Origin of the sequence: Mycobacterium sp. pV006 (genome assembly GCF_041287115.1) — a bacterium.
In the GTDB taxonomy this organism is placed as follows: domain Bacteria; phylum Actinomycetota; class Actinomycetes; order Mycobacteriales; family Mycobacteriaceae; genus Mycobacterium.
Genome location: NZ_JBGGKT010000001.1, coordinates 607,707 through 631,004 on the forward strand (window position 1 = coordinate 607,707; position 23,298 = coordinate 631,004).

General features: G+C 68.3%; 22 protein-coding genes. 9 read left to right on the forward strand and 13 right to left on the reverse strand.

What is annotated here, in order from left to right:
• Window position 1: 1 nt before the first annotated feature.
• From ACAG25_RS02875 to ACAG25_RS02890, 4 genes are read right to left on the reverse strand one after another with little or no spacing between them, the layout of a single operon-like run.
• Window positions 2–1,795, reverse strand: a complete 1,794-nt coding sequence (locus ACAG25_RS02875; protein ID WP_370486753.1) for an FAD-binding protein — start codon at window positions 1,793–1,795, stop codon at window positions 2–4.
• Window positions 1,792–2,712: a 3-carboxyethylcatechol 2,3-dioxygenase gene (locus ACAG25_RS02880; protein ID WP_370486863.1), complete on the reverse strand. Its 921-nt coding sequence runs from the start codon at window positions 2,710–2,712 to the stop codon at window positions 1,792–1,794. The genes ACAG25_RS02875 and ACAG25_RS02880 overlap by 4 nt, the downstream gene beginning before the upstream one ends.
• On the reverse strand, window positions 2,660–4,363 hold the full coding sequence (locus ACAG25_RS02885) for a bifunctional 3-(3-hydroxy-phenyl)propionate/3-hydroxycinnamic acid hydroxylase (RefSeq protein WP_370486754.1): 1,704 nt from the start codon (window positions 4,361–4,363) through the stop codon (window positions 2,660–2,662). The genes ACAG25_RS02880 and ACAG25_RS02885 overlap by 53 nt, the downstream gene beginning before the upstream one ends.
• Window positions 4,360–5,226 (reverse strand): alpha/beta fold hydrolase, encoded by an 867-nt coding sequence (locus ACAG25_RS02890; RefSeq protein ID WP_370486755.1) that lies wholly within the window; start codon window positions 5,224–5,226, stop codon window positions 4,360–4,362. The genes ACAG25_RS02885 and ACAG25_RS02890 overlap by 4 nt, the downstream gene beginning before the upstream one ends.
• A gap of 146 nt (window positions 5,227–5,372) precedes the next feature.
• On the opposite strand from ACAG25_RS02890, the gene ACAG25_RS02895 reads away from it, so the two are divergent.
• Entirely contained in the window at window positions 5,373–6,095 is a 723-nt protein-coding gene (locus ACAG25_RS02895; RefSeq protein ID WP_370486756.1) for an IclR family transcriptional regulator, read from the forward strand.
• Between the two features lie 67 nt (window positions 6,096–6,162).
• Window positions 6,163–7,773, forward strand: a complete 1,611-nt coding sequence (locus ACAG25_RS02900; protein ID WP_370486757.1) for an FAD-dependent oxidoreductase — start codon at window positions 6,163–6,165, stop codon at window positions 7,771–7,773.
• Between the two features lie 9 nt (window positions 7,774–7,782).
• Here the strand turns inward: ACAG25_RS02900 and ACAG25_RS02905 are convergent, their stop codons facing one another.
• Window positions 7,783–8,655 carry an ArgK/MeaB family GTPase gene (locus ACAG25_RS02905; protein ID WP_370486758.1) on the reverse strand — a complete coding sequence of 291 codons (873 nt, stop codon included), beginning with the start codon at window positions 8,653–8,655 and terminating at the stop codon, window positions 7,783–7,785.
• A gap of 103 nt (window positions 8,656–8,758) precedes the next feature.
• Between ACAG25_RS02905 and ACAG25_RS02910 the strand changes: the two genes are divergently transcribed.
• Window positions 8,759–9,523 carry an SDR family NAD(P)-dependent oxidoreductase gene (locus ACAG25_RS02910; RefSeq protein WP_370486759.1) on the forward strand — a complete coding sequence of 255 codons (765 nt, stop codon included), beginning with the start codon at window positions 8,759–8,761 and terminating at the stop codon, window positions 9,521–9,523.
• Window positions 9,520–10,284, forward strand: coding sequence for an SDR family oxidoreductase (locus tag ACAG25_RS02915; RefSeq protein WP_370486760.1), 765 nt, complete (start codon window positions 9,520–9,522; stop codon window positions 10,282–10,284). Before ACAG25_RS02910 ends, ACAG25_RS02915 begins: the two co-directional genes overlap by 4 nt.
• A gap of 226 nt (window positions 10,285–10,510) precedes the next feature.
• On the opposite strand, the gene ACAG25_RS02920 is transcribed toward ACAG25_RS02915, so the two are convergent.
• From ACAG25_RS02920 to ACAG25_RS02935, 4 genes are read right to left on the reverse strand one after another with little or no spacing between them, the layout of a single operon-like run.
• Entirely contained in the window at window positions 10,511–11,278 is a 768-nt protein-coding gene (locus ACAG25_RS02920) for an enoyl-CoA hydratase/isomerase family protein (protein ID WP_370486864.1), read from the reverse strand.
• 8 nt (window positions 11,279–11,286) lie between these two features.
• On the reverse strand, window positions 11,287–12,369 hold the full coding sequence (locus tag ACAG25_RS02925) for an acyl-CoA dehydrogenase family protein (RefSeq protein ID WP_370486761.1): 1,083 nt from the start codon (window positions 12,367–12,369) through the stop codon (window positions 11,287–11,289).
• Complete coding sequence (locus ACAG25_RS02930; RefSeq protein ID WP_370486762.1) at window positions 12,356–13,171, reverse strand: acyl-CoA dehydrogenase family protein; 816 nt, start codon at window positions 13,169–13,171, stop codon at window positions 12,356–12,358. Before ACAG25_RS02930 ends, ACAG25_RS02925 begins: the two co-directional genes overlap by 14 nt.
• Window positions 13,149–14,582, reverse strand: coding sequence for a class I adenylate-forming enzyme family protein (locus tag ACAG25_RS02935; protein WP_370486763.1), 1,434 nt, complete (start codon window positions 14,580–14,582; stop codon window positions 13,149–13,151). Before ACAG25_RS02935 ends, ACAG25_RS02930 begins: the two co-directional genes overlap by 23 nt.
• Window positions 14,583–14,697: 115 nt before the next feature.
• On the opposite strand from ACAG25_RS02935, the gene ACAG25_RS02940 reads away from it, so the two are divergent.
• Window positions 14,698–15,030, forward strand: a complete 333-nt coding sequence (locus tag ACAG25_RS02940; RefSeq protein ID WP_370486764.1) for a 2Fe-2S iron-sulfur cluster-binding protein — start codon at window positions 14,698–14,700, stop codon at window positions 15,028–15,030.
• On the opposite strand, the gene ACAG25_RS02945 is transcribed toward ACAG25_RS02940, so the two are convergent.
• From ACAG25_RS02945 to ACAG25_RS02960, 4 genes are read right to left on the reverse strand one after another with little or no spacing between them, the layout of a single operon-like run.
• Window positions 15,018–16,076 carry a CaiB/BaiF CoA transferase family protein gene (locus ACAG25_RS02945; RefSeq protein WP_370486765.1) on the reverse strand — a complete coding sequence of 353 codons (1,059 nt, stop codon included), beginning with the start codon at window positions 16,074–16,076 and terminating at the stop codon, window positions 15,018–15,020. The genes ACAG25_RS02940 and ACAG25_RS02945 overlap by 13 nt on opposite strands.
• A complete protein-coding gene (locus ACAG25_RS02950) occupies window positions 16,073–17,032 on the reverse strand; it encodes an LLM class F420-dependent oxidoreductase (protein WP_370486766.1) in 960 nt (319 codons plus the stop codon). Before ACAG25_RS02950 ends, ACAG25_RS02945 begins: the two co-directional genes overlap by 4 nt.
• A gap of 29 nt (window positions 17,033–17,061) precedes the next feature.
• Complete coding sequence (locus ACAG25_RS02955; RefSeq protein ID WP_370486767.1) at window positions 17,062–17,481, reverse strand: cobalamin B12-binding domain-containing protein; 420 nt, start codon at window positions 17,479–17,481, stop codon at window positions 17,062–17,064.
• Between the two features lie 2 nt (window positions 17,482–17,483).
• A complete protein-coding gene (locus ACAG25_RS02960; protein WP_370486768.1) occupies window positions 17,484–19,061 on the reverse strand; it encodes a methylmalonyl-CoA mutase family protein in 1,578 nt (525 codons plus the stop codon).
• A gap of 171 nt (window positions 19,062–19,232) precedes the next feature.
• Between ACAG25_RS02960 and ACAG25_RS02965 the strand changes: the two genes are divergently transcribed.
• Genes ACAG25_RS02965 through ACAG25_RS02980 form a run of 4 tightly spaced genes read left to right on the forward strand, consistent with a single transcriptional unit; the run spans window position 19,233 to window position 23,289 of the window.
• A complete protein-coding gene (locus ACAG25_RS02965) occupies window positions 19,233–20,096 on the forward strand; it encodes an SDR family oxidoreductase (RefSeq protein WP_370486769.1) in 864 nt (287 codons plus the stop codon).
• Window positions 20,093–21,589 carry a class I adenylate-forming enzyme family protein gene (locus ACAG25_RS02970; protein ID WP_370486770.1) on the forward strand — a complete coding sequence of 499 codons (1,497 nt, stop codon included), beginning with the start codon at window positions 20,093–20,095 and terminating at the stop codon, window positions 21,587–21,589. Before ACAG25_RS02965 ends, ACAG25_RS02970 begins: the two co-directional genes overlap by 4 nt.
• Before the next feature lie 52 nt (window positions 21,590–21,641).
• Window positions 21,642–21,944, forward strand: a complete 303-nt coding sequence (locus ACAG25_RS02975; RefSeq protein ID WP_370486771.1) for a hypothetical protein — start codon at window positions 21,642–21,644, stop codon at window positions 21,942–21,944.
• A 4-nt stretch (window positions 21,945–21,948) separates the two neighbouring features.
• Window positions 21,949–23,289: an MFS transporter gene (locus ACAG25_RS02980; protein WP_370486772.1), complete on the forward strand. Its 1,341-nt coding sequence runs from the start codon at window positions 21,949–21,951 to the stop codon at window positions 23,287–23,289.
• The last annotated feature ends 9 nt before the right edge of the window (window positions 23,290–23,298 follow it).

Genomic DNA, 23,298 nt, shown 5'->3' on the forward strand with positions numbered 1-23,298 from the left:
TTTACCTCCTTGAAGACTCAGGGCTATCGATGGCTGGTGTTCGGGGTTCGGTGGGGTCGGCGGCGATGTGCTTGGCGGCGACATAGCCGAAGGTCATCGCCGGGCCGATGGTGGCGCCGGCGCCGGCGTAGCTGCGTCCCATCACCGCTGCCGAGGCATTGCCCACGGCGTAGAGCCCTCGGATCGGGGAGTCGTCGGAGCGCAGGACACGCGCGTGCTCGTCGGTCCGTAATCCACCTGAGGTGCCCAGGTCGCCGAGGATGATCTGGAACGCGTAGTACGGCGGCTTGCCGAGCGGATGCAGGTTCGGGTTGGGCAGGGTGGGGTCCCCGTAGTAGTTGTCGTAGGCGCTGTCGCCGCGGTTGAAGTCGTCGTCGTGGCCGCGGCGGGCCAGCTCGTTGAAGCGTTCCGCCGTCGCACGCAGCTGCTCGGGCGGCACGCCGATCTTGCCGGCCAGTTCCTCGAAGCTGTGCCCCTCACGCACCACCCCGGAGTCCAGCCACGCCTGCGGCACCTTCCAGCCGGTCGGCACCGGCGCGAACGGGATCTTGGGCAGCGGAAGGTGTCCGGCCACGACGTAGCGGTGGAACGACCGGATGTCGGTGATCAGCCAGCACGGGATGTGGGTGACCCCGGACCGTTCGCCCTCGATCATCGCGTGGGCGAAGTCCATGTACGGGGCGGCCTCGTTGATGAAGCGCTTGCCCTCACCGTTGACCACGAACTGCGACGGCATCATCCGTTCGTTGAGCATGAACTGCAGCCGCCCGTCGGGCCAGCAGATCGCCGGGAACCACCAGGCCTCGTCGAGCAGTTCGGTCGATCCGCCGACCTTCTCCCCCGCCCGGATGCCGTCGCCGGTGGCGACCGGGTTGCCAAAGCTCCAGTCGTTGTCGCCGGACATCTCGCTGACCCGCTCGAGCTCGGGCAGGTGCTCACGCCGCCAGGCCATGTCGTGGTCGAAACCACCGCTGGCCAGGATCACCCCCCGCCGCGCCTGGATGCGTTGGGGCACCCCGTCGCGCTCCACGACCGCGCCGATCACCCGAGCATCGGGGCCGTCGTTGTCGGTGATCAGCTCGGTCATCGGCGTGTCCAGCCACAGCGGGATGTCGCGCTCTTTCATCGCCAGCCGCAACCGGGCGGACAACGACTGCCCGATCGCCGCCATCCGGTCGCCGAACACACGAGCCCGGACCATGCGCCAGATCAGCTTGAGCAGGACCGCCTTTCCGCGCCAGTTCTGCCGGACCTGGTAGAACAACCGCAGATCCTTCGGGGCGAACCAGATGCCTTTGGGCGCCATGGCCAGCGGGGCGAGCAGGTTCTGTTCCTCGTCACCGAGCACGCGCAGGTCGATCTCCGGCACGTTGATCGTGCTGCCGAGCGCCGACCCGCCGGGCAGCTCCGGGTAGTAGTCGGCGTAGCCCGGCTTCCACACGAATTCCAGCCACGGGCTGGTGTTCTCGAGGAACTCCATCATCTCCGGGGCTGCGTCGACATACGTACGCAGCCGGGCGTCGCTGACCAGCCCCTCGGTGATCTGCTTCAGATAGCCGAAGACGTCGTCGGGGTCGGGGACATACCCTTCTCGGCGCTGCGACGGCGCACCCGGCACCCAGATACCGCCGCCGGACAGCGCGGTGGAGCCCCCGAATCGGGGTGCCTTCTCCACCACCAGGGTCTGCAGCCCCTGGCTGTGCGCGGCCAGCGCCGCGGTCATCCCGCCGCCGCCGGACCCGATCACCAGGACGTCGGTGACGTGGTCGAAGGGCTGGATTGCTGGCGAATTCATCGGGTGGACACCGCCGTTCGGATCGCGAAGCCCGCGATCAGGTCGGGGACAGCCCGGTAGAACCGGCTGCCGGTCTGGTAGGGGCCTTGAGAGGCCAGCGCCGAGAACGCGGCCACCCAGGTGCGGACTTCGTGGGCCGAGTTGCCGGCCTGCTCGGCGATCCAGGTGTTGTCCCACGCATCGATCTCGGCCAGCCGTCCGGTGTCGACGAGATCGAGAAACGCGTTGTCCCATTCCGGGTTCAGCGGTGCCAGAGCCCCAGACCCGGCCGCGAACTGCCGCGCCGCCTCCATGACCGCCGTCTGACGGGCCTGTCGCTGTTCGGTGGTCATCGGCACCCCGCGCACGATGCGGTCCAGCGCTGCCGGGGGTGCCGTGGCCAGTGTGGGCACCGGCGGGTCGTGGGACAGGCCGCCCGAACCGACGACCAGCACCCGCTTGCCGAGGGTGCCCAGGAACGCCCCGACGGCATCGCCGAGCGCCCGGACCCGGCGGATCGGGCCCAGCGGGGTGGCCACCGAGTTGACGAACACCGGGATCACGGGTTTGGCCGTGGCGTCGCCGAAGAGCTTCTGCAGGGGTTGGACGGTGCCGTGGTCGACGTCCATCTCGGCCGACAACGCGACGTCGACGTCGGCGTCGAGCACCGCCCGCGCGCAGTCGGTGGCCAGGTCGGCCGGGACATCCAGCGGTCCGGCGTAGGTGCCGTAGTCACCGACACCGCGGGCGGCGGTGCCGATACAGAACGGCGGCATGGCCCGGTAGAAGAAGCCGTTGTAGTGGTCGGGCGAAAAGGTCACCACCAGTTCGGGATCGAAGGCGGTCACGAAGTCGCGGGCGACGGCGATCGCCGAGGAGATGTCGTCAAGCAGTTCCGCCGACGGTCCCGGGAGATCCAGCAGTGGACTGTGCGACATGGCGCACAGCGCGATCTGGCTTGCCATCCGAACTCGGGCCTCCTTCCTGGGTGAGGTGGAGTACGTCGAACAGGGCCTCGGAGACCTCCGGAGCCCGTTGGGCGATGCACGCGCCGGCGATGCAACGGTCGGGGCGCAGGAACAGCACCGAATCGGTGTAGACGTCGAACCAGGATTTCAGCGCACCCGTGCGGTCACCGACGACGACGACGTCGGGGTCGTCGTGGCCGGGCCAGTGCAGTTGGGTCATCGGTCGGGTCTCGATGAAGGTGGCGCCGAGGGCTTTCCACCGCGCGAAGGCGGCCTCGCCGAGGATGGCACGAATGTTGTTGCTCCAGCACAAGACTGCGAACCCGGGTCCGATGACGTCGTCGAGCAGGACGTCGGACCGGTCGCGGGTGTCGACGCGCGGCTGGATGAACAGTGTGCCGGTGGGCGAGTTCGCAGCGGCGGGCCGGGCGTGGTGTACCGCACCCTGCTGGTAGCGCGGCATCGGCTTGAACCGCATCTCCAGCACATAGCGCTTGAGCGTGGGCACCACCGAGGCAGCATGGATCAGCCGGTCGCGGAGAGCGGCGACCCGGCGGTTCGTCGGCGAGATGACGCGGCCGACCATGGTCGACAGATCGATCATGGCGCGCGCGTGCTTGCGACGTTCCACGTCGTAGGTGTCCAGCAGTGCCTCGTCGGCGTGCCCGTTGACCACCGCGGCGAGTTTCCAGCCGAGGTTCGCCGCATCCCGGATGCCGCTGTTGTAGCCCTGACCCTGCCAGACCGGCATCAGATGCGCGGCATCTCCGGCCAGGAGCAGGCGTCCCTTGCGGAACGAGCCGGCGATCCTCGAGTGATGGGTGTACACGCGGTGCCGGATCATGTCGACCCGTTCGGGATAGGGCACCAGCTGGCCGAGCATCTGCCGCACGAACGCGGGATCGTCGGCCAGTTCGTCGGTTTCGTGCGGATGGATCAGGAACTCGAATCGCCGGATGCCGTGGGCGATCGCGATGGACACGTAAGGCCGTCGCGGGTCGGCGCCGACCTCACTGTTGGGATGTCCGAGCGGATCATTGGCGCAGTCGACAACCAGCCAGCGTGTCGAGGAGGTGGTGCCGTCGAATGACACGCCCATGAGACGGCGGGTCGCGCTGCGGCCGCCGTCGCAGCCGACCACATACCGTGCGGTGACCGACTCAGGGCCGTCGGCGAATTCGACGGTGACGGCGTCGCCACGGTCGGTGCAGTTCTGCATCCGGTGACCGAAGCGCACCTCGACGTGGTCGAACCGGTCGAGTCCCGCGAACAACTCGGCGTCGACCATGGGTTGGACGAATCCGTTGCGTTTGGGCCAACCGAACCGTGCGTCCGGAGGGGCCATTTCGGCCAGCAGTCCCCGGTCGGCGTCGAAGAAGCGCAGGATTTGGTTGGGCACCGTGTGCGGCAGCACGTTGCCGACCAGACCGATCGACTGGAACGTCCGCAGCGCCTCGTCGTCGAGCCCCACCCCGCGGGGATAGTCGATGAGGGTGTCGCGCTCTTCGACGACTAGGGTCCGGACACCTTGGAGGCCAAGGATGTTGGCCAGGGTCAGACCGGACGGACCGGCTCCGACGATCACCACGTCGACGTCGGTGCGCGCTTCCGTCGGGCTCATGCGCGCCCCAACAGGAAGTCCAGATGCAGGCGATCGAAGGTCTTCGGGTCCTCGTACTGCGGCCAGTGTCCGCAGCCGGGCATCACCTCGAACCGGGCACCGGGGATCATCGAGGCGATCCGGCGTCCTTCGTCGACGTCGGCCGTCGGATCGTCACTGGTCCAGACCACCAGCGTGGGAGCGGTGATCGACCCGTAGTCCTGGGCGCCGAGCAGGTTGCGGGCGCGGATCTCGGGGTCCTGCAAGGCCATGATGTCGCGCATCGCGTCGGCGAATCCCGGTTGACGGTAGACGCGCTGCCGGCTGGCGACGATATCGTCGTAATCCTTGGACTTGTCGGCCATCAACCACTTGATGCGCGCCTGCACGGTCTCCCAGGTCGGGTTCTCCGCCGCGGCCATCGACAACGTGATGATGCGCTTCATCACCTCGGGATCGGCCTGCGATCCGCCGGCGGTGTTGAGCACCAGGCGGTCGAGACGGTCGGCGTGGTCGATCGCCATCCGCGAGGCGACCCAGCCACCGAGGGACTCACCGCTGATATGGGCCCGCTGCGCGCCGATCGTGTCGAGGAACGTGACGAGATGGTCGACGTAGTGCGGGATTTCGAGGGGATGACCGGGTTTGTCCGTGTAGCCGTGGCCGAGCATGTCGATCGACCACGTCGAGAAGTGCTGGGCGTGAGCCTCGAGATTGCGGACGTAAGCCTCTGCGTGACCACCGGATCCGTGCAGGAACACCAGCGCCGGTTTCGTCGTGTCGCCGGCATGCAGGTAGCGGGTGCGGACACCGCCCACGTCGAGGTAACCCTGGGAGAACTCCACGCCCTGCAGGTCACTCCACACGCTCTCGAACTCCGTCACCGCACTCCCTTTCCGGCCGGCCAACTCTTGACGGCGAGAATCGTATTCTCATATCTTGTAAGCACTTTGCTCATTTATCGCACATCCATGTGCACTATAGTTAGAGCATCACTCTCACGGCAGGTTTCTGTCAAGGAAGGTCCGGTATGACTCGAGCGACCGGTGTTCCGGCCACCGACGAGGCCGAGGGTCCGGCTACCGCAGTACCGGGCTCGCAGACGCTGGCGCGGGGGCTCAGTGCGCTGCAGTTGGTCGCGAGCTCGCCGAACGGGCTGACCGTCACCCAGGTCGCCGACGACATCGGCGTGCACCGCACGATCGCCTACCGCCTGTTGACCACGCTCGCGCAGTTCCGGTTCATCGCCAAAGGCGAGGACGGCCGCTACCGGTCGGCAGCGGCACTGGCGCTACTGGGTGCGTCCTTCGACAACAACGTTCGCCAGTTGTGCGTCCCGACATTGCGGGCCCTGGCCGACGAACTCGGCGCGACGGTGTCCCTTCTGGTGGCCGAGGGTGATCAGCAGGTCGCGGTCGCGGTGATGGCACCGTCGAACGCCTTCTACCAGCTCTCGTTCCACGAGGGCAGTCGCTATCCGCTCGAACGCGGGGCGGCGGGGATCGCCCTGCTGTCCAGCATGCCGCCGCGGCCGGGTGAGCGCGACCTGGTGGAGCAGACCCGCCAGCAGGGCTGGGTGATCACCCACGGCGAGATCGAGCCGAACACCTACGGTTTGGCCGTCCCGGTGCGTCGTCGGGCGCCGTCTCCACCGACCTGCATCAACCTGATCTCGCACCGCGAAGACGTCGTCGAGGCCGGCCGAGAGGCCGTCATCGTGGCGGCCCGCGAGCTGTCGGCTGTGCTGTCTTGAACGATCGACGCTTTCCTGAACTATCGACGCTTTCCCGATCCATCGACCCACCAAGAAGGGAACACCGGTGACCGACTGGGACCACGAGGCCGACGTCGTCGTGCTCGGTAGTGGCGGCGCGGGCTTGACCGCCGCGTTGACCGCCGCGGTGCACGGCGCTTCGGTCGAGGTGTACGAGAAAGCCGCCACCGTCGGCGGCACCACCGCGGTATCGGGCGGGATCGTGTGGATCCCCGCACACGATCGCGCCGAGGACGAACTCGGTGTCGAGGACGCCCTGGCCTACCTGCACGCTCAATCCCTGGGTGTCATGGACGAGGACCTGGTGGAAACGTTCGTTCGCACCGGCACGCCGATGCTCGACTTCGTCGAGGCGCACAGCGACCTGAAATTCGAGGTCGCCGAAGGCTTCCCCGACTACAAGCCCGAGCTACCCGGCGGGCGCCCCGGCGGGGGCCGGTCGCTGAACACCAAACCGTTCGACCTGTCGACACTTGGTGAGTGGCGCGACCGGATCACCTCGTTCCCCGCGGATTTCAGCAACGTCGGTATCGACGCCGAGACGCGGGCCCGCATCCATGCCGCCGTCGACGACGATTCCGGCGACTACTGCGTGGCAGGTACGTCGTTGATCGCCGGGCTGCTCAAGGGCCTGATCGACGCCGGCGTGACACCGCACACCGGGGCCCGCGCGACCGAGCTCTTCGCCGACGCACTCGGTGTCACCGGTGTGCGAATCGAACAGGGCGGCAGGGAAATCCGGGTTCGGGCGCGTCGCGCGGTGATCCTCGGCACCGGAGGGTTCGAATGGGACGCCCGGCTGGTCGAGGCCTATCTGCGTGGGCCGATGCGCGGAGCGGTGTCGCCGCCCAACAACACCGGCGACGGCCTGCGGATGGCGATGGCCCACGGGGCCGACCTGGCCAACATGGGCGAGGCATGGTGGGTGCCGATCGTGCAGATCCCCGGCGACACCTTCGAGGGCCACCCGCGCAGCCGCAGCGTGCGCCTCGAACGCACCCGACCGCGCAGCATCATCGTCAACCGGGCCGGCAAGCGCTTCGTCAACGAAGCCGGTGAGTACAACTCGATGGCCGGGCCGTTCCACTATCTCGACCCGAAACTCGGCTACGCCAACGATCCCGCCTGGATCGTGTTCGACTCGCTGCACCTCAAGCACTACGGATTCCTCGGCGTCGACCCGGACGGTCCGGTGCCCGAATGGTTCTGCCAGTCCCGGGATCTCGCCGAACTCGAGGAGAAGACGGGCATCGACGCCGAAGGACTGGCACGGACCCTGGAAGCGTGGAACGCCAACGTCGCCGCCGAACACGACCCGGACTTCGGTCGAGGCGCCAGCGCCTACGACGGCTACTGGGGCGACACCGCTGCCCCGACCACCGCCGGACGCACCCTCGGACCGATCGACACCGCGCCCTACTACGCGGTGCCGGTGTCCGTCGGCGCGATGGGCACCAAGGGCGGCCCACGCACCGATCGTGACGGCCGCGTGCTGCATGTCTCGGGCACCGCGATCACCGGACTGTTCGCCGCCGGCAACGCCATGGCCGGCGCCACCGGGAAGGCATACGGCGGCGCCGGTGGAACGCTGGGCCCGGCAATGGTTTTCGGCTACCGCGCCGGATACACAGCGGCCACCGGTCAGTCCGCTACCTGACCGCCGGCGTCACTCGTCGACACCGGCGATGAGCCGCGCGGCCGCCGCATACGGGTTCGACGCGCCCTCCGCGACAGCCGCGGCGAGCCGGTCGAGGTCGGGGTGCTCGCGCAGCAGCGTCTGCGCCATGGACAGGATCTGCGAACGGGCCCGGGCGGTTCGTCGCTGGGGGTCGTCCGAGCGTTGGCCGGCCTCGATGACATCGAGGAGTTCCGCGATGCCCTCGCCGCGTGACGCGATCAACTTCACGATGGGCACCGAGGTTTCGCCCCGCAGATCGCGCACGGTCTGGTCGGCACCGTCGCGGTCGGCTTTGTTCACCGCGACGATGTCGGCGACCTCGAGCAGTCCGGCCTTGGCCGCCTGGACCGCGTCCCCGGCCCCCGGGTTGAGCACCACGATGGTCGGGTCCGCCACTGCGGCGATCTCGATCTCGGACTGCCCGACGCCGACCGACTCCAGGACCACGAGGTCGTAGGCCAGGGCCGACAACAAGGTGATCGACGCCGGTACCGCCGCCGCCAGGCCGCCGAGGTGGCCCCGGCTGGCGACCGACCGGATCAGCACCTCCGGGTCGTTGATGTGCGCGGCCATCCGGATCCGGTCACCGAGCAAGGCACCCCCGCTGTACGGCGAGGACGGGTCGACGGCCAGCACCGCGACGCGCTTACCGCGTTCGCGATAGGCGCCGACCAGCGCGCCCACCGTGGTCGACTTGCCGGCCCCCGGCGGACCGGTGATCCCGACCACCGGTGCCGACGGCACGTCACCCAGCGCATCGAGCACCTCGTCGCGCCGGTCGCTCTCCATGAAACTCAGCAGTCGTCCGGTGGCCCTCTGCGACCCGTCGCGGGCTGCGGCCACGAGCTCGTCGATGGTCACGCCTGGAACAGTACGCAGACCACTCACCTCGCTTCATCCGTTCCGGTCTCCGAGAATGCTATTCTCCCCATACGAGAGTCGGTGTTTCAAGGAGGGTCCACGCATGCAGATCGCCGGATGTTCGGCAGTGGTAGTCGGTGGAGCGGGCGGTCTGGGCGAGGCGACGGTGCGCCGCCTGCACGACGCGGGCGCCAAGGTCGTGATCGCCGACCTCGCCGACGAGAAGGGCAAGGAGCTCGAAACCGAGCTCGGCGTGCGCTACGTGCGCACCGACGCCACCTCCGAGGACTCGGTGAACGAGGCGATCGCAGCGGCGCAAGCCCTTGCGCCGCTGCGGATCTCGGTGGACACCCACGGCGGTCCGGCCAGCGGGGGACGACTGGTCGGCAAGGACGGCTCCCCGCTGGACCTCGAAGGCTTCCGCACGACGATCGAGTTCTACCTGACGGCGGTGTTCAACGTCATGCGGCTCTCCGCCGCGGCGATGGCCAAGACCGAACCGCTCGACGAAGGCGCGCGCGGCGTCATCATCACCACCGCCTCCATCGCGGGCATGGAGGGCCAGATCGGCCAGCTGCCGTACTCGGCAGCCAAGGGCGGCGTATTGGGGATGACGCTCGTGGCCGCCCGTGACCTGTCGCCGCTGGGCATCCGCGTCGTCACCATCGCGCCCGGGACCATCAACACACCGGCCTACGGCAAGGCCGCCGACCAACTCGAGCAGTACTGGGGTCCTCAGGTGCCGTTCCCCAAGCGCATGGGGCGGTCGACGGAGTATGCGCGCCTGGCGCAGAGCATCGTCGAGAACGATTACCTCAACGGCGAGGTCATCCGACTCGACGGGGCGCTGCGCTTCCCGCCCAAGTGAGCGGTGGGGACGAGGGCCGCCCGTTGCACGGGCGGGTGGCCTTCGTCGCCGGCGCGAGCCGCGGCATCGGAGCAACCGTCGCCGAGGCGTTGGCGCGGGCCGGCGCGGCCGTGGCGGTCGCCGCTCGGTCGGAGGTCGAGGGCAAGCTACCCGGCACCATCGGCGATGTGGCGCAACGGATCAGCGAATTCGGCGGGCATGCGCTGCCGGTGCGCTGCGATGTCACCAGCGAGGAGTCGGTCGAGGCCGCGGTGGCCGCGACCGTCGCACAGTTCGGCGGCATCGACATCCTGGTCGCCAACGCGGGAGTGCTGTGGATGGGTCCTGTGGAGACCACGCCGCTCAAGCGTTGGAAGTTGTGTCTCGACGTCAACACCACCGGCGTCTTCCTCGTCACCCGAGCCGTCATCCCGCACGTGCGGGCCCGCGGCGGCGGATCCCTGATCGCCGTGACCACCACCGGGGTGACGATGACCGATCATGGCGCGAACGCCTACTGGGTGTCCAAGGCTGCCGCCGAGCGGCTCTATCTCGGGCTGGCCAGTGATCTGCGACCCGACAACATCGCGGTCAACTGTCTGAGTCCGTCGCGGGTCGTGCTGACCGAAGGCTGGCTGGCCGGCGGTGGCGGGATCGAAATCCCGCCCGAAATGATCGAGCCGCCCGAAGCGATGGCCCGCGCCGCGGTGTTCCTGGCCCAGCAGGACGCCTCCGGCATCACCGGAACGATCCAGCGCTCCGAAGACCTGGACCTCCCCTAACCCCGTTTTGCCGAGCGCGCGGGTCTGACCCTCGACACGCCGGTGTCAGCCGGCATTTTGGGCGCGCTCGGTCACCACGAGCGTGCGCATCCGTCCGCCCGTCGGCAGGTCATCCGCTGTGATTTCGCGTGATTCGCGCGCTCGACGCGGGCGAGCGCGCGCATAATGCTGTCCAATCACGGCGTGTCGGGCCGCAGACGCGCGCGCTCGCGCAAACGAGGCGAGGCTACTTGTTCTTGGCGATCAGGCCGTCGACGATCCGGTTGAAATCCGTTGTGCCGAAGGATACGTACTCGGCGAGGTTGGCGTAGTCCAGCGACGCCATCACCGACTTCTCCAGCTGGATGTTCATCAGCCGCTTGGTGGCCTCGACCGCCTGCTGCGGCAGCTCGATCATCTTCTTCGCACACGCGATCGCCTCGGCCAGCGGATCCTCGACGACGTGGTTGGCCAGACCGAGCTCGACAGCGCGCTGCGCCTTGATCCGCACACCGGTCAGCGCAAACTCCTTGGCCTGCAACAGACTGATCTGCGAACCCCACACCAGCGGTCCCCCGTCGGCGGCGACCAGACCGATCGACACGTGTGGGTCGGCAAAGAATGCGTTCTCCGCGATGTACACGACATCCGACAGCGCAGCCAGGCTGCAGCCCAGACCGACCGCCGGGCCGTTGACCGCGGCGATCACCGGGATGCGACACCGGACCATGCCGATCACCAGATCGCGGCCGTGCTTGATGGTCTTCTGGCGCAGCGCTTCGTCGTTGCGCAGCTCGTCGAGGTAGTTGAAGTCGCCACCCGCCGAGAACGCCCGCCCCGCACCGGTGATGACGGCCGCCCGCGCCCCGGTGTCCTCGTTGAGCTCCTCCCAGATCCGGGCCAGACCGACGTGGAGGTTGTCGTTGACCGCGTTGAGATCGTCGGGCCGGTTCAGCGTGATGATGCGCAGGGCACCGTCGGCCTGGACGTCGATTTCTGCCGGCATGCCATACATATGGGGACTCACAATCCTAGGATTCGTTGCGCGATGATGTTCTTCTGGATCTGCGACGTACCGCCCATGACGCTCTGGGCGCGGCTGTACATGTACGCGCCGAACATCTCCTCGTCGGCGGTGCCGACGGTCTTCAGCGCGGCGTGACCCACCGACTGCTCGGTCCAGGTCATCAGCAGCTTGTCCAGTGAGCCGTTCGGCCCGTGGGTGATGCCGTCGAGCTGCTCGGAGAGTCGCCGCCGCACGTGCAGACGCAGCATCTCGGTCTGCACCCACGCCCAGGACAACTCCTCCGGCGGCGTACCGTCCACGCGGGACGCCAACTGCCGCACGGTTTTTCCGTAGCGCGCCGAGAAGCCCAGGGTCGAAGGTTCGCGTTCGTGGCTGACGACCGTCATCGCGAGCTTCCAGCCCTCCCCCGGTGCGCCGACCATGTTCTCGGCCGGGACCCGGGCGCCGTCGAAGCTGACCTGACCGAACTCCTTGGTGACGCCGCTGATCATCTTCAGCGGGCGCTGCTCGATACCAGGTTGGTGCATGCTGACGATGAACGCCGAGATGCCTTTGTGTTTCGGTACCTCCTTGTCGGTGCGCGCCAGCACGAGGCACCAGTCGGCGACATCGGAGTAGCTGGTCCAGATCTTGTGCCCGTGGATGACGTACTCGTCACCCTCCCGCACGGCCGTCGTCGTCAGCGACGCCAGGTCCGATCCTGCGCCGGGCTCGGAGAAGCCCTGGCACCAGCGCTCGGTGCCGTTGATCATGCCGGGCAGGAAGCGCTGCCGCAGTTCCTCGCTGCCGTGGTGGCTCAGGCCGACGACCAGGTAGCCCAGGCTCGGACGCGCCGGTGCGCCGGCCTTGGCGATCTCTTCGTCGACGATCACGTCGTACACCGGCGGAAGATCCTGTCCCCCATACGCCTTCGGCCACGAGGTGCCGAAGAACCCGGCTTGGAACAACGCCTGGTGCCACTCGCCGGCCTTGGCCCAGTAGGCGTCACCGGAGGTCGGGAACTTGCCCTTCTGCTCGGTCAGCCAGCTGCGCAGCCGTTCCCGGAAAGCGGCCTCGTCCGGTGAGTCACGAAAGTCCAATGGTCAGCTCCTCCAGCTTCACCGGCCACGCCTCGGTGGCGGCCAGCACTCGTCGTAGGTACACATGCGCCAGGCATTCCCAGGTGTTGCCGATACCGCCGTGCACCTGGATCGAGGTCTCGCACACCGTCATCGCGGCGCGCGCGGTGTAGATCTTGGCCACCCGCCCGGCCTCGATCGCCTCGGTGACCGGGAGTTCGTCGACCGCCCATGCGGCATGGCGGGCGACGCTGATCGCGCCCTCGATCAGCGCCAGGCTCTCGGCGAGAAGGTGCGCCACCGCCTGATAGGAGCCGATGGTCGCGCCATACTGCGACCGCACCTTGGCGTACTCGGTGGCCAGCGCGTGGGTGCCACGGGCGGCGCCGAGCATGTCGGCGGTGGTGGCCGTCAACGCCAGCGCATACCAGCGGCCCGCGTCCTCCTCGGACAGCTCGCCGAGTTCGGCCGGCGACTCCGTCACTCCGGCAAGGCTGTTGGTCAGGTCGACGGTCGGCTCGGCCGACGACGGAGCACTTACCTCGCGGCCGAGCCGCCGCTGCAGGTCGTCGATCAACAGCGGGCCGACGAACGGGACGTCGACCAGGCCGCGACCGAACTCCTCGGCGACCAGCGCGACCTCGACCGCCGAGGCCCCGTCCGACCGCAGGGTACGAAAGCCGGTGGCGTCGACTGCTTTCTCGAGCCGCCCGATGCGGGCATCGTCGTCCAGTTCGGCGACCGAGCCGGGGCCCAGGTCGGCAGCCAGTTCTGCGGCGGCATCGCGCAGCTGCTCCTGTTCACTGGTCAAGCGGACGTCCACTGTTTCCTCCACTCTTCACGCAAGCGCTCATCGACCGCTCCCGTAGCACTCGGCGAAGCACCTTGCCTGACGGCAGGCGCGGGATGTCGTCGACGAGGACGACGCGACTCAATTTCTTGTAGGAAGCCAGGCGCTCGGCCACCAGGCTCGTGAGCTCTTCGGGGTCGACACCGCCGGAGGCTTTGACCGCGGCGACGATCGCCTCGCCGTCGGCCGTGGGCACTCCGAACACCGCGCAGTCCTCGACGGCGGGATGACCGTGCAGCACAGCTTCGATCTCGGCGGGCGCGACCTGGAAGCCGCGGACCTTGATCATCTCCTTGGCGCGGTCGGTGATCCGCAGCCAGCCGTCGGCATCGAGCGTGCCGACGTCGCCGGTGCGGTACCAGGGCCCGGAGAACGCCTCGGCCGTCGACGATTCCGGCAGATACCCGGCCATCGCGGCGTCGGAGAGCACCTGGATCTCGCCCTCGACGCCGGGCTCGACGAGCTCACCGGTCTCCAGCGACACGATGCGGACCTGCACGCCGTCCACGGCGCGCCCGACGGTGTCCAGGTGTGCGCCGTCGAGGTCGTTGCAGGAGATCACCGGCAGTTCGCTGGCGCCGTACGCCGTCACCCATTTCACGCCGGTACGGGCGGTGACCGCGTGCGCGACACTCTCGGTGACCGGCGTGGCGCACCACATGATGTAGCGCAGGGAGCTCAGGTCGTGTCGTTCCAGGTCGGGATGCGCCGACAACGCCAAAGCGATGGGGGCGACCGCCATCTCGATGGTGATGCGGTCGGACTCGATGTGCCGCAGCATCGCGTCGATGTCGAAGCGTCGGTGCAGCCGGATCCAGGCCCCGGTGTCGAGGGCCATCACGATGTTCAGCAGACCGAGGATGTGCGACGGCGGCGTCATGATCTGCAGGCGGTCGGACGACGTCAACTGCAGCCCGGTGCGCCAGTGACGCACCGCGGCGGCCAGCGACCCGTGGGTGTGGCGCACCCCCTTCGGCATGCCGGTGGTGCCGGAGCTGAAGACGAAGACCGCGTCGGCGGCGGGGTCGACCGGCCGCGGTGCGGGGTCGCGCGGCTCGATCCGGGTATCGAGGTGCAACATCGGCATGGCATCGGAGAGGACGGGATGGTCACCGACGGCGTGCGTCGGCTTCGTCAGAACCACCGCGTGGTCGACCTCGGCGCGCTTCCACGCCGGGCTCAACAGCACCGCGGCGGCGCCCAGGTGCCAGATGGCGCGCAGTGCGACGACGAACTCGGGCCGGTTGGAGGACATCACCGCCACCCGGTCACCCGCACCGACGCCGCGGCTGCGCAGCATCTCCGACATGCCCGCCGTCAACCCGTCCAACTCGGCGAGGCTATATTCACGGTCCTCGAAGGCGAGCGCCATGGGTTCAGTCATGTCGCTCCCTTTCCGGCTGGGATGGATGTTTCGATACCGAGGTGAGAGGGGTACCGTTCGTTGGCGAGAATATTATTCTCCTATTATCAGAATGACAATGTCGAGAGAGGGTCAGATGACCGACCCGCACGCACCGGGATCGGGGGCTGCAGTGGCAGAACCGGCTGACGAACAAGGCACCATCACGATCAAGCTGGACGGCAGCACGGCGTCGGTACCCACCCGACCCAACGAGACCCTGCTCGAGAGTGCGCGTCGCGCCGGAATGGGGCCGCCGTTCTCCTGCGAGGCCGGCAACTGCGGCACGTGCATGGCGCTCGTCACCGAGGGCAAGGCCACGATGCGGATCAACGACGCGCTGACCGAGGACGAGGTCGAGGACGGTTACGTGCTGACCTGCCAGGCCGTGCCGGACACCCCGTCGGTGTCGGTCACCTACGACGACTGAACCGCCGCCTCGGAGTGCTCGTCGAGGCGCGGGGCGGGCCGGTACACCGGTTCGTATCCCTCGATCCTGATGGGACTGCCGACCAGTCGGAAGTCACCCGCGGTGACCACCGACCCGGGTGTGGCGTGCAGCGCCTCGGGCAGCGACCGCACCGCGGCGACCGGGATACCGAGCGGCCGCAGCCGGGCCTCCCAGTTGGCGGCCGTGTCACCTGAGAGCGCCGACGAGACCAGAGCCAGCACCTCGTCGCGACGGGCCGCGCGTTCGGCCATCGCGGGAAAGCCCTCGATCCCGGCCTCCGCCGAGAATGCCGCCCAGAACGCGTCATGGGTGATGAACAGTGCCAGATAACCGTCGGCCGTCGGAAACAGCTGCGCCGGAACGTAATACGAGTGCGCCCCGTACGGGTGGCGCTGGGGCTCGATGCCGTCGTTGAGATACGCAGCGGCCCGGTAGTTCAGCTGCGAGAGCATCACGTCCTGCAGGCACACGTCGACCTGCCCGCCCCGTCCCGACACGATCTGGGCCAGCAGCCCCAGTGCCGCGGTCAGGCCGGTGGAGTTGTCCGCCGACGAGTATCCCGGCAGCGTCGGCGGGCCGTCTGGATCGCCGGTCATCGCCGCCACCCCGGTGGCGGCCTGGATGACGTAGTCGAAGGCCGGGTCGTCGCCGCCGTTGAGACCGAAACCGGTCATCGCCACGCAGACGATGCGTTCGTTGAACTCCTTGAGCGACTCGTACGTCAGCCCAAGCCGCCGGATCGCCGACGGCTTCATGTTGACCAGCAGCGCGTGGGAATCCGCGACCAGCTCACCGAGCCGGGCGCGCCCCTGCTCGGAGCGCAGATCCAGACAGACGCTGCGTTTGTTGCGGTTCAGGCTGGCGAAGTAGCTGTCGCTGACCTGACGCGAGATCTCGCCGCCCGGGGGTTCGATCTTGATGACCTCGGCGCCCAGGTCCGCGAGCATCATCGTGGCGTACGGCCCGGCCAGCATCACGCCGACCTCGAGGATGCGGATGCCGGCCAGAGGTGCCGCAGTGCTCAAGACCGCACCCGTTTCGCGAGCTCGGCGATCACCTCGCGCGTCCGGTACTTGGAGGCCACGAGCTCGTCGCGCGTCTCCCCGATCGGCAGCAGCCGCACCGACAGGTCGGTCACACCGGCGTCGGCGAATTGCTGGAAGCGGCGCAGGATCGACTCCTCGTCACCGGCCGCGCACAGGTCGCCCACATTGCGGGCATCCCCACGGTCGAGCAACCGCTGGTAGTTCGGCGAGGTCTCGGCTTCGGCGAGGATCCGGTTGGCACGCTCCTTGGCCGCGTCGATCTCGGAGTTGGCGCACAGGCAGACCGGGATCCCGGCCACGATGCGCGGCGCCGGACGGCCCGCTTCGGCGGCGGCCTTGTTGATCTTGGGGGCGATGTGTTCGCCGATCGCCTTCTCATCGGCCATCCACAGCACGGTGCCGTCGGCACGCTCCCCGGCGATCTGCAGCATCACCGGGCCCAGCGCGGCCACCAGCACGGGCAGCGGCTTCTCGGCACCGAGCACGGTCGGGTTGTGCACGGTGAAGGTGTCGTTCTCGACGTCGACGTCCCCGGGGCCGGCCAGCGCGGCGTTGAGCACCTCGAGATAGTCGCGGGTGTAGGCCGCAGGCTTGTCGTAGGGCAGGCCCAGCATGTCGCGCACGATCCAGTGGTGCGACGGGCCGACCCCGAGCGCGAGGCGGCCGTTGGCCATCGCGTGTACCGACAGTGCTTGGCGCGCCAGCGCGATCGGGTGCTGCGCCTGCAGGGGCACCACGGCGGTACCCAGCTCGATACGGGAGGTGTGCGCCGCCATGAGCGCCACCATCGTCAGGCAGTCGAAGTCGTTGGGCACCTGGGGCATCCATGCGGTGTCCAGGCCCGCGGACTCCGCCCACTCGATGTCGGACACCAGCTTGCTGACCTTGCGCGACATGTCGCCGCGCTCGGCCCCGATCATCACTCCGAGTCTCATGAGTCAGCTTCCTCCGGCCGGTGTGCGCGTCACTGCGCGGTCTGCTTGGTCAGCTCGCGCACGTCGCGGACGAGGTCCTCCAGCGAGGTGCCGGTCGGGAAGACCGCCGCGGCACCGGCGTCGAGCAGTTTCTGGACATCACCCTGCGGGATGGTGCCGCCGACGACCACGGCGATGTCACCGGCGTCGGCGGCGCGCAGCGCGTCCACGGTGCGGGTGGTCAGCGCGATGTGCGCGCCCGACAGGATCGAAAGACCCACCAGCGCAACGTCTTCCTGCAGGGCGATGGACACGATGTCCTCGATGCGTTGCCGGATGCCGGTGTAGATGACCTCGAAGCCCGCGTCACGCAGGGTCCGCGCGACGATCTTGGCGCCCCGGTCGTGACCGTCGAGCCCGGGCTTGGCGACCAGTACACGGACCGGCCGTGCGGTTGCGGAATCTGCCATCTCTAGAACACCACCGGCTGCTGGAACTCGCCCCACACGGACTTCAATGTCGAGACCATCTCTCCCACAGTGCAATAGGCGTTCGCGCAGTCGATCAGGTTGTGCATCAGGTTCGCGTCTCCCTCGGCGGCCCGGGCCAGCGCGGCGAGGGCTTCTTTGACTGCGACGTCGCTGCGCTCGGCCTTGACCTTCGCCAGTCGCTTGAGCTGGGTGTCACGGCCTTCGGCGTCGAGTTCGTAGGTGGCGATGTCCGGTGGCGGTTCGTCGGTGACGAATTTGTTCACACCGACCACGGTGCGTTCCCCGGACTCGACCTCCTGGTGGATCTTGAACGCCTCGTCGGCGATCAGGCCCTGCAGGTACCCGTCCTCGATGCAGCGCACCATGCCGCCGTGGGTCTCCAGGTCGTGCATGATCTCGATGATCTTTTCCTCGGTGGCGTCGGTGAGCGCCTCGACGAAGTACGAGCCGCCGAGCGGATCGGCGACCTTGGTCACCCCGGTCTCGTAAGCCAGGATCTGCTGGGTGCGCAGCGCCAGGGTCGCCGATTCTTCGCTGGGCAGCGCGAACGGCTCGTCCCACGCCGCGGTGAACATCGACTGCACGCCGCCCAGCACCGCGGCCATGGCCTCGTAGGCCACCCGCACCAGGTTGTTGCGTGCCTGCGGCGCATACAGCGACGCACCACCGGCCACACAGCCGAAGCGGAACATCGACGCCTTGTCCGTCGTCGCGCCGTAACGCTCGCGGACGATGGTGGCCCAGCGTCGCCGGCCGGCCCGGTACTTGGCGATCTCCTCGAAGAAGTCGCCGTGGGTGTAGAAGAAGAACGAGATCTGCGGCGCGAACTTGTCGATGGTCATCCGACCGCGCTCGACGACGGTGTCGCAGTAGGTGACACCGTCGGCCAGCGTGAACGCCATCTCCTGTACCGCGTTGGCGCCGGCGTCGCGGAAGTGCGCGCCGGCCACCGAGATCGCGTTGAAGCGTGGCACCTCGGCGGCGCAGAACTCGATGGTGTCGGCGATCAGGCGCAGCGACGGCTCCGGCGGCCAGATCCAGGTGCCGCGCGACGCGTACTCCTTGAGGATGTCGTTCTGGATGGTGCCCGTGAGCTTCTCGCGCGGCACGCCCTTCTTCTCCGCGGCGGCCACATAGAAGGCCAGCAGGATCGCGGCGGTGCCGTTGATGGTGAAGCTGGTGCTGATTGACTCGAGCGGGATCCCGTCGAACAGGATCTCGGCGTCGGCGAGCGTGTCGACGGCGACGCCGACGCGACCGACCTCTTCGCCGTACTCGGGGTCGTCGGAGTCGTAGCCACACTGTGTCGGCAGGTCCAGTGCCACCGACAGACCGGTGCCGCCCTGGTCGAGCAGGTACCGGTAGCGGCGGTTGGACTCCTCGGCCGTGCCGAATCCGGAGTACTGGCGGAAGGTCCACGTCTTGCCGCGGTAGCCGGAGGCGAAGTTGCCGCGGGTGAACGGATACGTACCCGGCGATGGTGGATCTGCCGCCCGATCGCCCGGCCCGTACACGGGTTCCAGCGGAATGCCCGACGGTGTCTGTACTGGCTCGCTCATCGCTGGATAACGTACTTGCAAAAAATGAGAATGCCAATACCGTCTACGGGAAAGATGCACGCAGCAGCAGGTGCGTGGACCCCAGATGCCGCAGCGAAACCCCGGCCCACCGCGATTATGAGATTCGCCTAAAATGAGAACGGCACTATCCAGCGCCCCATGAGGAGGCCCATGTCCAGCTCGCCGAGCGAGACCCCGTTCGCCAACCGCACCATGGTCGTGTCCGGCGGTAGCCGCGGCATCGGACTGGCCATCGCCCTGAGCGCGGCGCGCGGCGGCGCCAACGTCGTGCTGCTGGCCAAGACCGCCGAACCGCACCCGAAGCTGCCCGGCACCGTGCACACCGCCGTCGCCGACGTCGAAGCCGCCGGCGGCAAGGGGGTCGCCGTGGTCGGCGACGTCCGCAAGGAAGAGGACGTCGCCCGCGCCATCGACACCGCCGTCGAACACTTCGGCGGCGTCGACATCGTCGTCAACAACGCGAGCGCCATCGCGACCGAACCGACCGAAGCGCTGTCGGCGAAGAAATTCGACCTCATGATGGACATCAATGTCCGCGGCACCTTCCTGCTCACCAAGGCCGCCTTGCAGCACCTGCGCAAGTCGGAGAACCCGCACGTGCTCACACTGGCCCCGCCGATGAACATGAACCCGCACTGGCTGGGCGCCCACCCGTCCTACACCCTGTCCAAGTACGGGATGACGCTGCTGTCGCTCGGCTGGGCCGAGGAGTACCGCGGCGAGCGCGACGGCGCCGGGATCGGCTTCAGCTGCCTGTGGCCGGAGACCTACATCGCCACCTCGGCGGTGACCAACCTCGCCGACGGTGCCGATCTGGCCAAGTCCTCGCGCAGCCCCGAGATCATGGGCGATGCCGCGGCGGTGATCCTGTCGCGGCCCGCCGCAGAGGTCAACGGCATGTGCTACATCGACTCCGACGTTCTGATCCAGTCCGGCGTAACCGACCTGTCGCGCTACGGCGGCGGGGACAATCCGATCCGTGACATCTTCGTGGACGCCCCGGTGAGCGTATGAGTATCTCGCTGCTGCTGGAGATGGCAGCCTCCAGTGACCCCGACCGCACCGCCGTGGTCGACGACGACCTCCGCCTGACCACCGCCGAGGTCAGCTCGCTGGCCGACGGCGGCGCCGGCGTCATCGCCGCCTCCGGCGCCCAGCACGTCGCGTATGTCGGCACCGGTGGCGCGATGCTGCCGCTGCTGCTGTTCGCGTCCGCGCGCGCCGCCATCCCCGTCACCCCGCTGAACTACCGGTTGTCGGCCGAGGGCCTGCGGGCGCTGATCGACCGACTGCCCGACCCGCTGGTGGTGGTCGACGACGAGTACCGCGAGGCGGTCGGTGACGGGTACCGCACCATGTCCTCCGCAGATTTCCTCGCCGCTGCCCGCAGCCACGAACCGGCCGCCGAGTTCGCCGACCCCGATGCGGTCGCCGTCGTGTTGTTCACCTCAGGCACCACTTCCAGGCCCAAAGCCGTCGAGCTGACCCACAACAACCTGACCAGTTACATCACCGGAACGGTCGAGTTCGCCTCGGCCGAACCCGCTGACGCAGCGCTGATCTGTGTGCCGCCGTACCACATCGCCGGTGTCGGCGCCGCGCTGTCGAACCTCTATGCGGGCCGGAAGATGGTGTACCTGCGCCACTTCGACGCCCAACGATGGGTGGGGCTCGTCGGCACCGAGGGCGTCACCTCGGCCACGGTCGTCCCGACCATGCTCGACCGCATCGTCAGCGTCCTGGAAGCCGAGAACGCCGCGCTGCCGACCCTGCGCACCCTGGCCTACGGCGGGTCGAAGGTTCCGCTGCCACTGGTGCGCAAGGCACTGTCGCTGCTGCCCGAAGTCGGCTTCGTCAACGCCTACGGTCTGACCGAGACCAGTTCGACCATCGCGGTGCTCACCCCCGACGACCACCGCGCCGCGCTGAACGCCACCGACGACGCCGCGCTGCGCCGCCTCGGTTCGGTGGGTCAGCCGGTGCCGGGCATCGAGGTCGAGATCCGCGCCGAGGACGGCACGGTGCTCGGCCCGGGCGAGACCGGCGAGCTGTTCGTGCGCGGCGACCAGGTGTCGGGCAAGTACACCGACATCGGGTCGGTGCTCGACGAGCAGGGCTGGTTCCCGACCAAGGACGTCGCCTACCTCGACGCCGAGGGATACCTGTTCATCGGAGGGCGCTCGGACGACACCATCATCCGCGGCGGCGAGAACATCGCGCCCGCCGAGATCGAGGACGTCCTCGTCGAGCACCCGCACGTACGCGATTGCGCGGTCGTCGGAGCCGACGACCCGCAATGGGGTCAGATCATCGTCGCGGTCGTGGTGCCCCAACCGGGTACCGATCCCGACGTCGAGGACCTGCGCGCCCATGTGCGCGCCCACCTGCGGGGATCCCGCACCCCCGATCGGGTGGTGTTCCGTGAGGAACTGCCCACCAACGCGACCGGCAAGGTGCTGCGCCGCGAACTCGTAGCCGAACTGAATCAGGACCGATCACCGGCATAGCCTGCTGTACAACGACTGCCGGCTCAGCCGGCGCTACCTAAGGAGCCCGTACATGATCAAGAACGGCACCCGCCTGCAGAGCCAGGTCTGCGACACCCAGGTCATCGTCGTGCGCAGCGCCGACAGCCTCGACGACCTGCGCGCCGGCGGCGCCCCGATGGTCCCGATCGGCGACGACGTCGATTCGAGCCTGTCGCTGGACGATTCGCTGGCCGAGGGCAACCTCATGGGCAAGCGCTACGTCGACGACAACGGCGCCGAGGTGTTGGTCACCAAGGCCGGCAAGGGCACGTTGAGCATCGGTTCGACCCCGCTGGCGCTCAAGGAAGCCAAGCCGCTGCCGGCCAGCGACTGACACCGTGCCGCGGCGTTCGGCCCCGCCGGCGCGGGTCTCCCCGCGCCGCGTGGCGCTGGCGAGCTTCATCGGCACGACGGTCGAGTTCTACGACTTCCTGATCTACGGGACCGCCGCCGCACTGGTGTTCCCGAAGTTGTTCTTCCCCAGCGCATCCCCTGCTGCCGGGGTGCTGCTGTCCTTCGCGACGTTCGGGGTCGGCTTCATCGCCCGCCCGTTGGGCGGCATCGTGTTCGGTCACTTCGGGGATCGTCTCGGCCGGCGCCGGATGCTGGTCTACTCGCTGGTCGGCATGGGGGTGTCGACCGTCCTGATCGGGCTGTTGCCCACCTATGCGCAGATCGGTCTGGCCGCGCCGATCCTGCTGACGCTGCTGCGTCTGGCGCAGGGTTTCGCCGTCGGCGGCGAGTGGGGCGGTGCGACGTTGATGGCCGTCGAACACGCGAGCGCCCGCCGCCGCGGCTTCTACGGGGCGTTCCCCCAGATGGGGGCACCCGCCGGGACAGCCGCGGCGACGCTGGCCTTCTTCCTGGCCGCACAGCTGCCCGACGAACAGTTCCTCTCCTGGGGCTGGCGGGTTCCGTTCCTGGTCAGCGCGGTTCTCATCGTGATCGGCCTGGTCGTGCGGCTCACCGTCACCGAGAGCCCGGATTTCGCTGCGCTGCAACATCGCTCGCAGGTGGCACGGACCCCGATCGTAGAGGCGGTGCGCCGGCACTGGCGCGAGATCCTGTTGATCGCGGGCGCATATCTGTCCCAGGGGGTGTTCGCCTACATCTGTGTGGCCTACCTGGTGTCCTACGCCACCACCGCTGCCGGAATCCCGCGGCAGTGGGCCCTGCTGGGGGTGTTCATCGGTGCGGTCGTGGCGGTGATGACCTATCCCCTGTTCGGGGCGTTGTCGGACCGGCTGGGACGCAAACCGCTCTATCTGGCGGGCGTGGTGGCGATGGGGCTGGCCGTGTTCCCGACCTTCGCGTTGATCGACACCGGCCGCCCCGCACTGTTCGTCGTCGCCCTGGTGCTGATCTTCGGTCTGGCGATGGCCCCGGCCGCGGGAGTCACCGGAGCACTGTTCTCCATGACGTTCGACGCCGACGTGCGCTACTCGGGTGTGTCGATGGGCTACACCCTGTCCCAGGTGGTCGGGTCGGCCTTCGCCCCCACGGTCGCCACGGCCCTGTACGCCACGTTCGGCACCAGCACCGCCATCGCCGCCTATCTCATTGGTGTGTCCGTGATCTCGGCACTGGCGGTGTGCTTCCTGCCCGGGGGCTGGCGGGCCGCCCCGGCCGTGCCCGACGGCGTCACCGCCAAAGCAGAGTCTCCGACGGTGACCGGCTGATACCTTCGG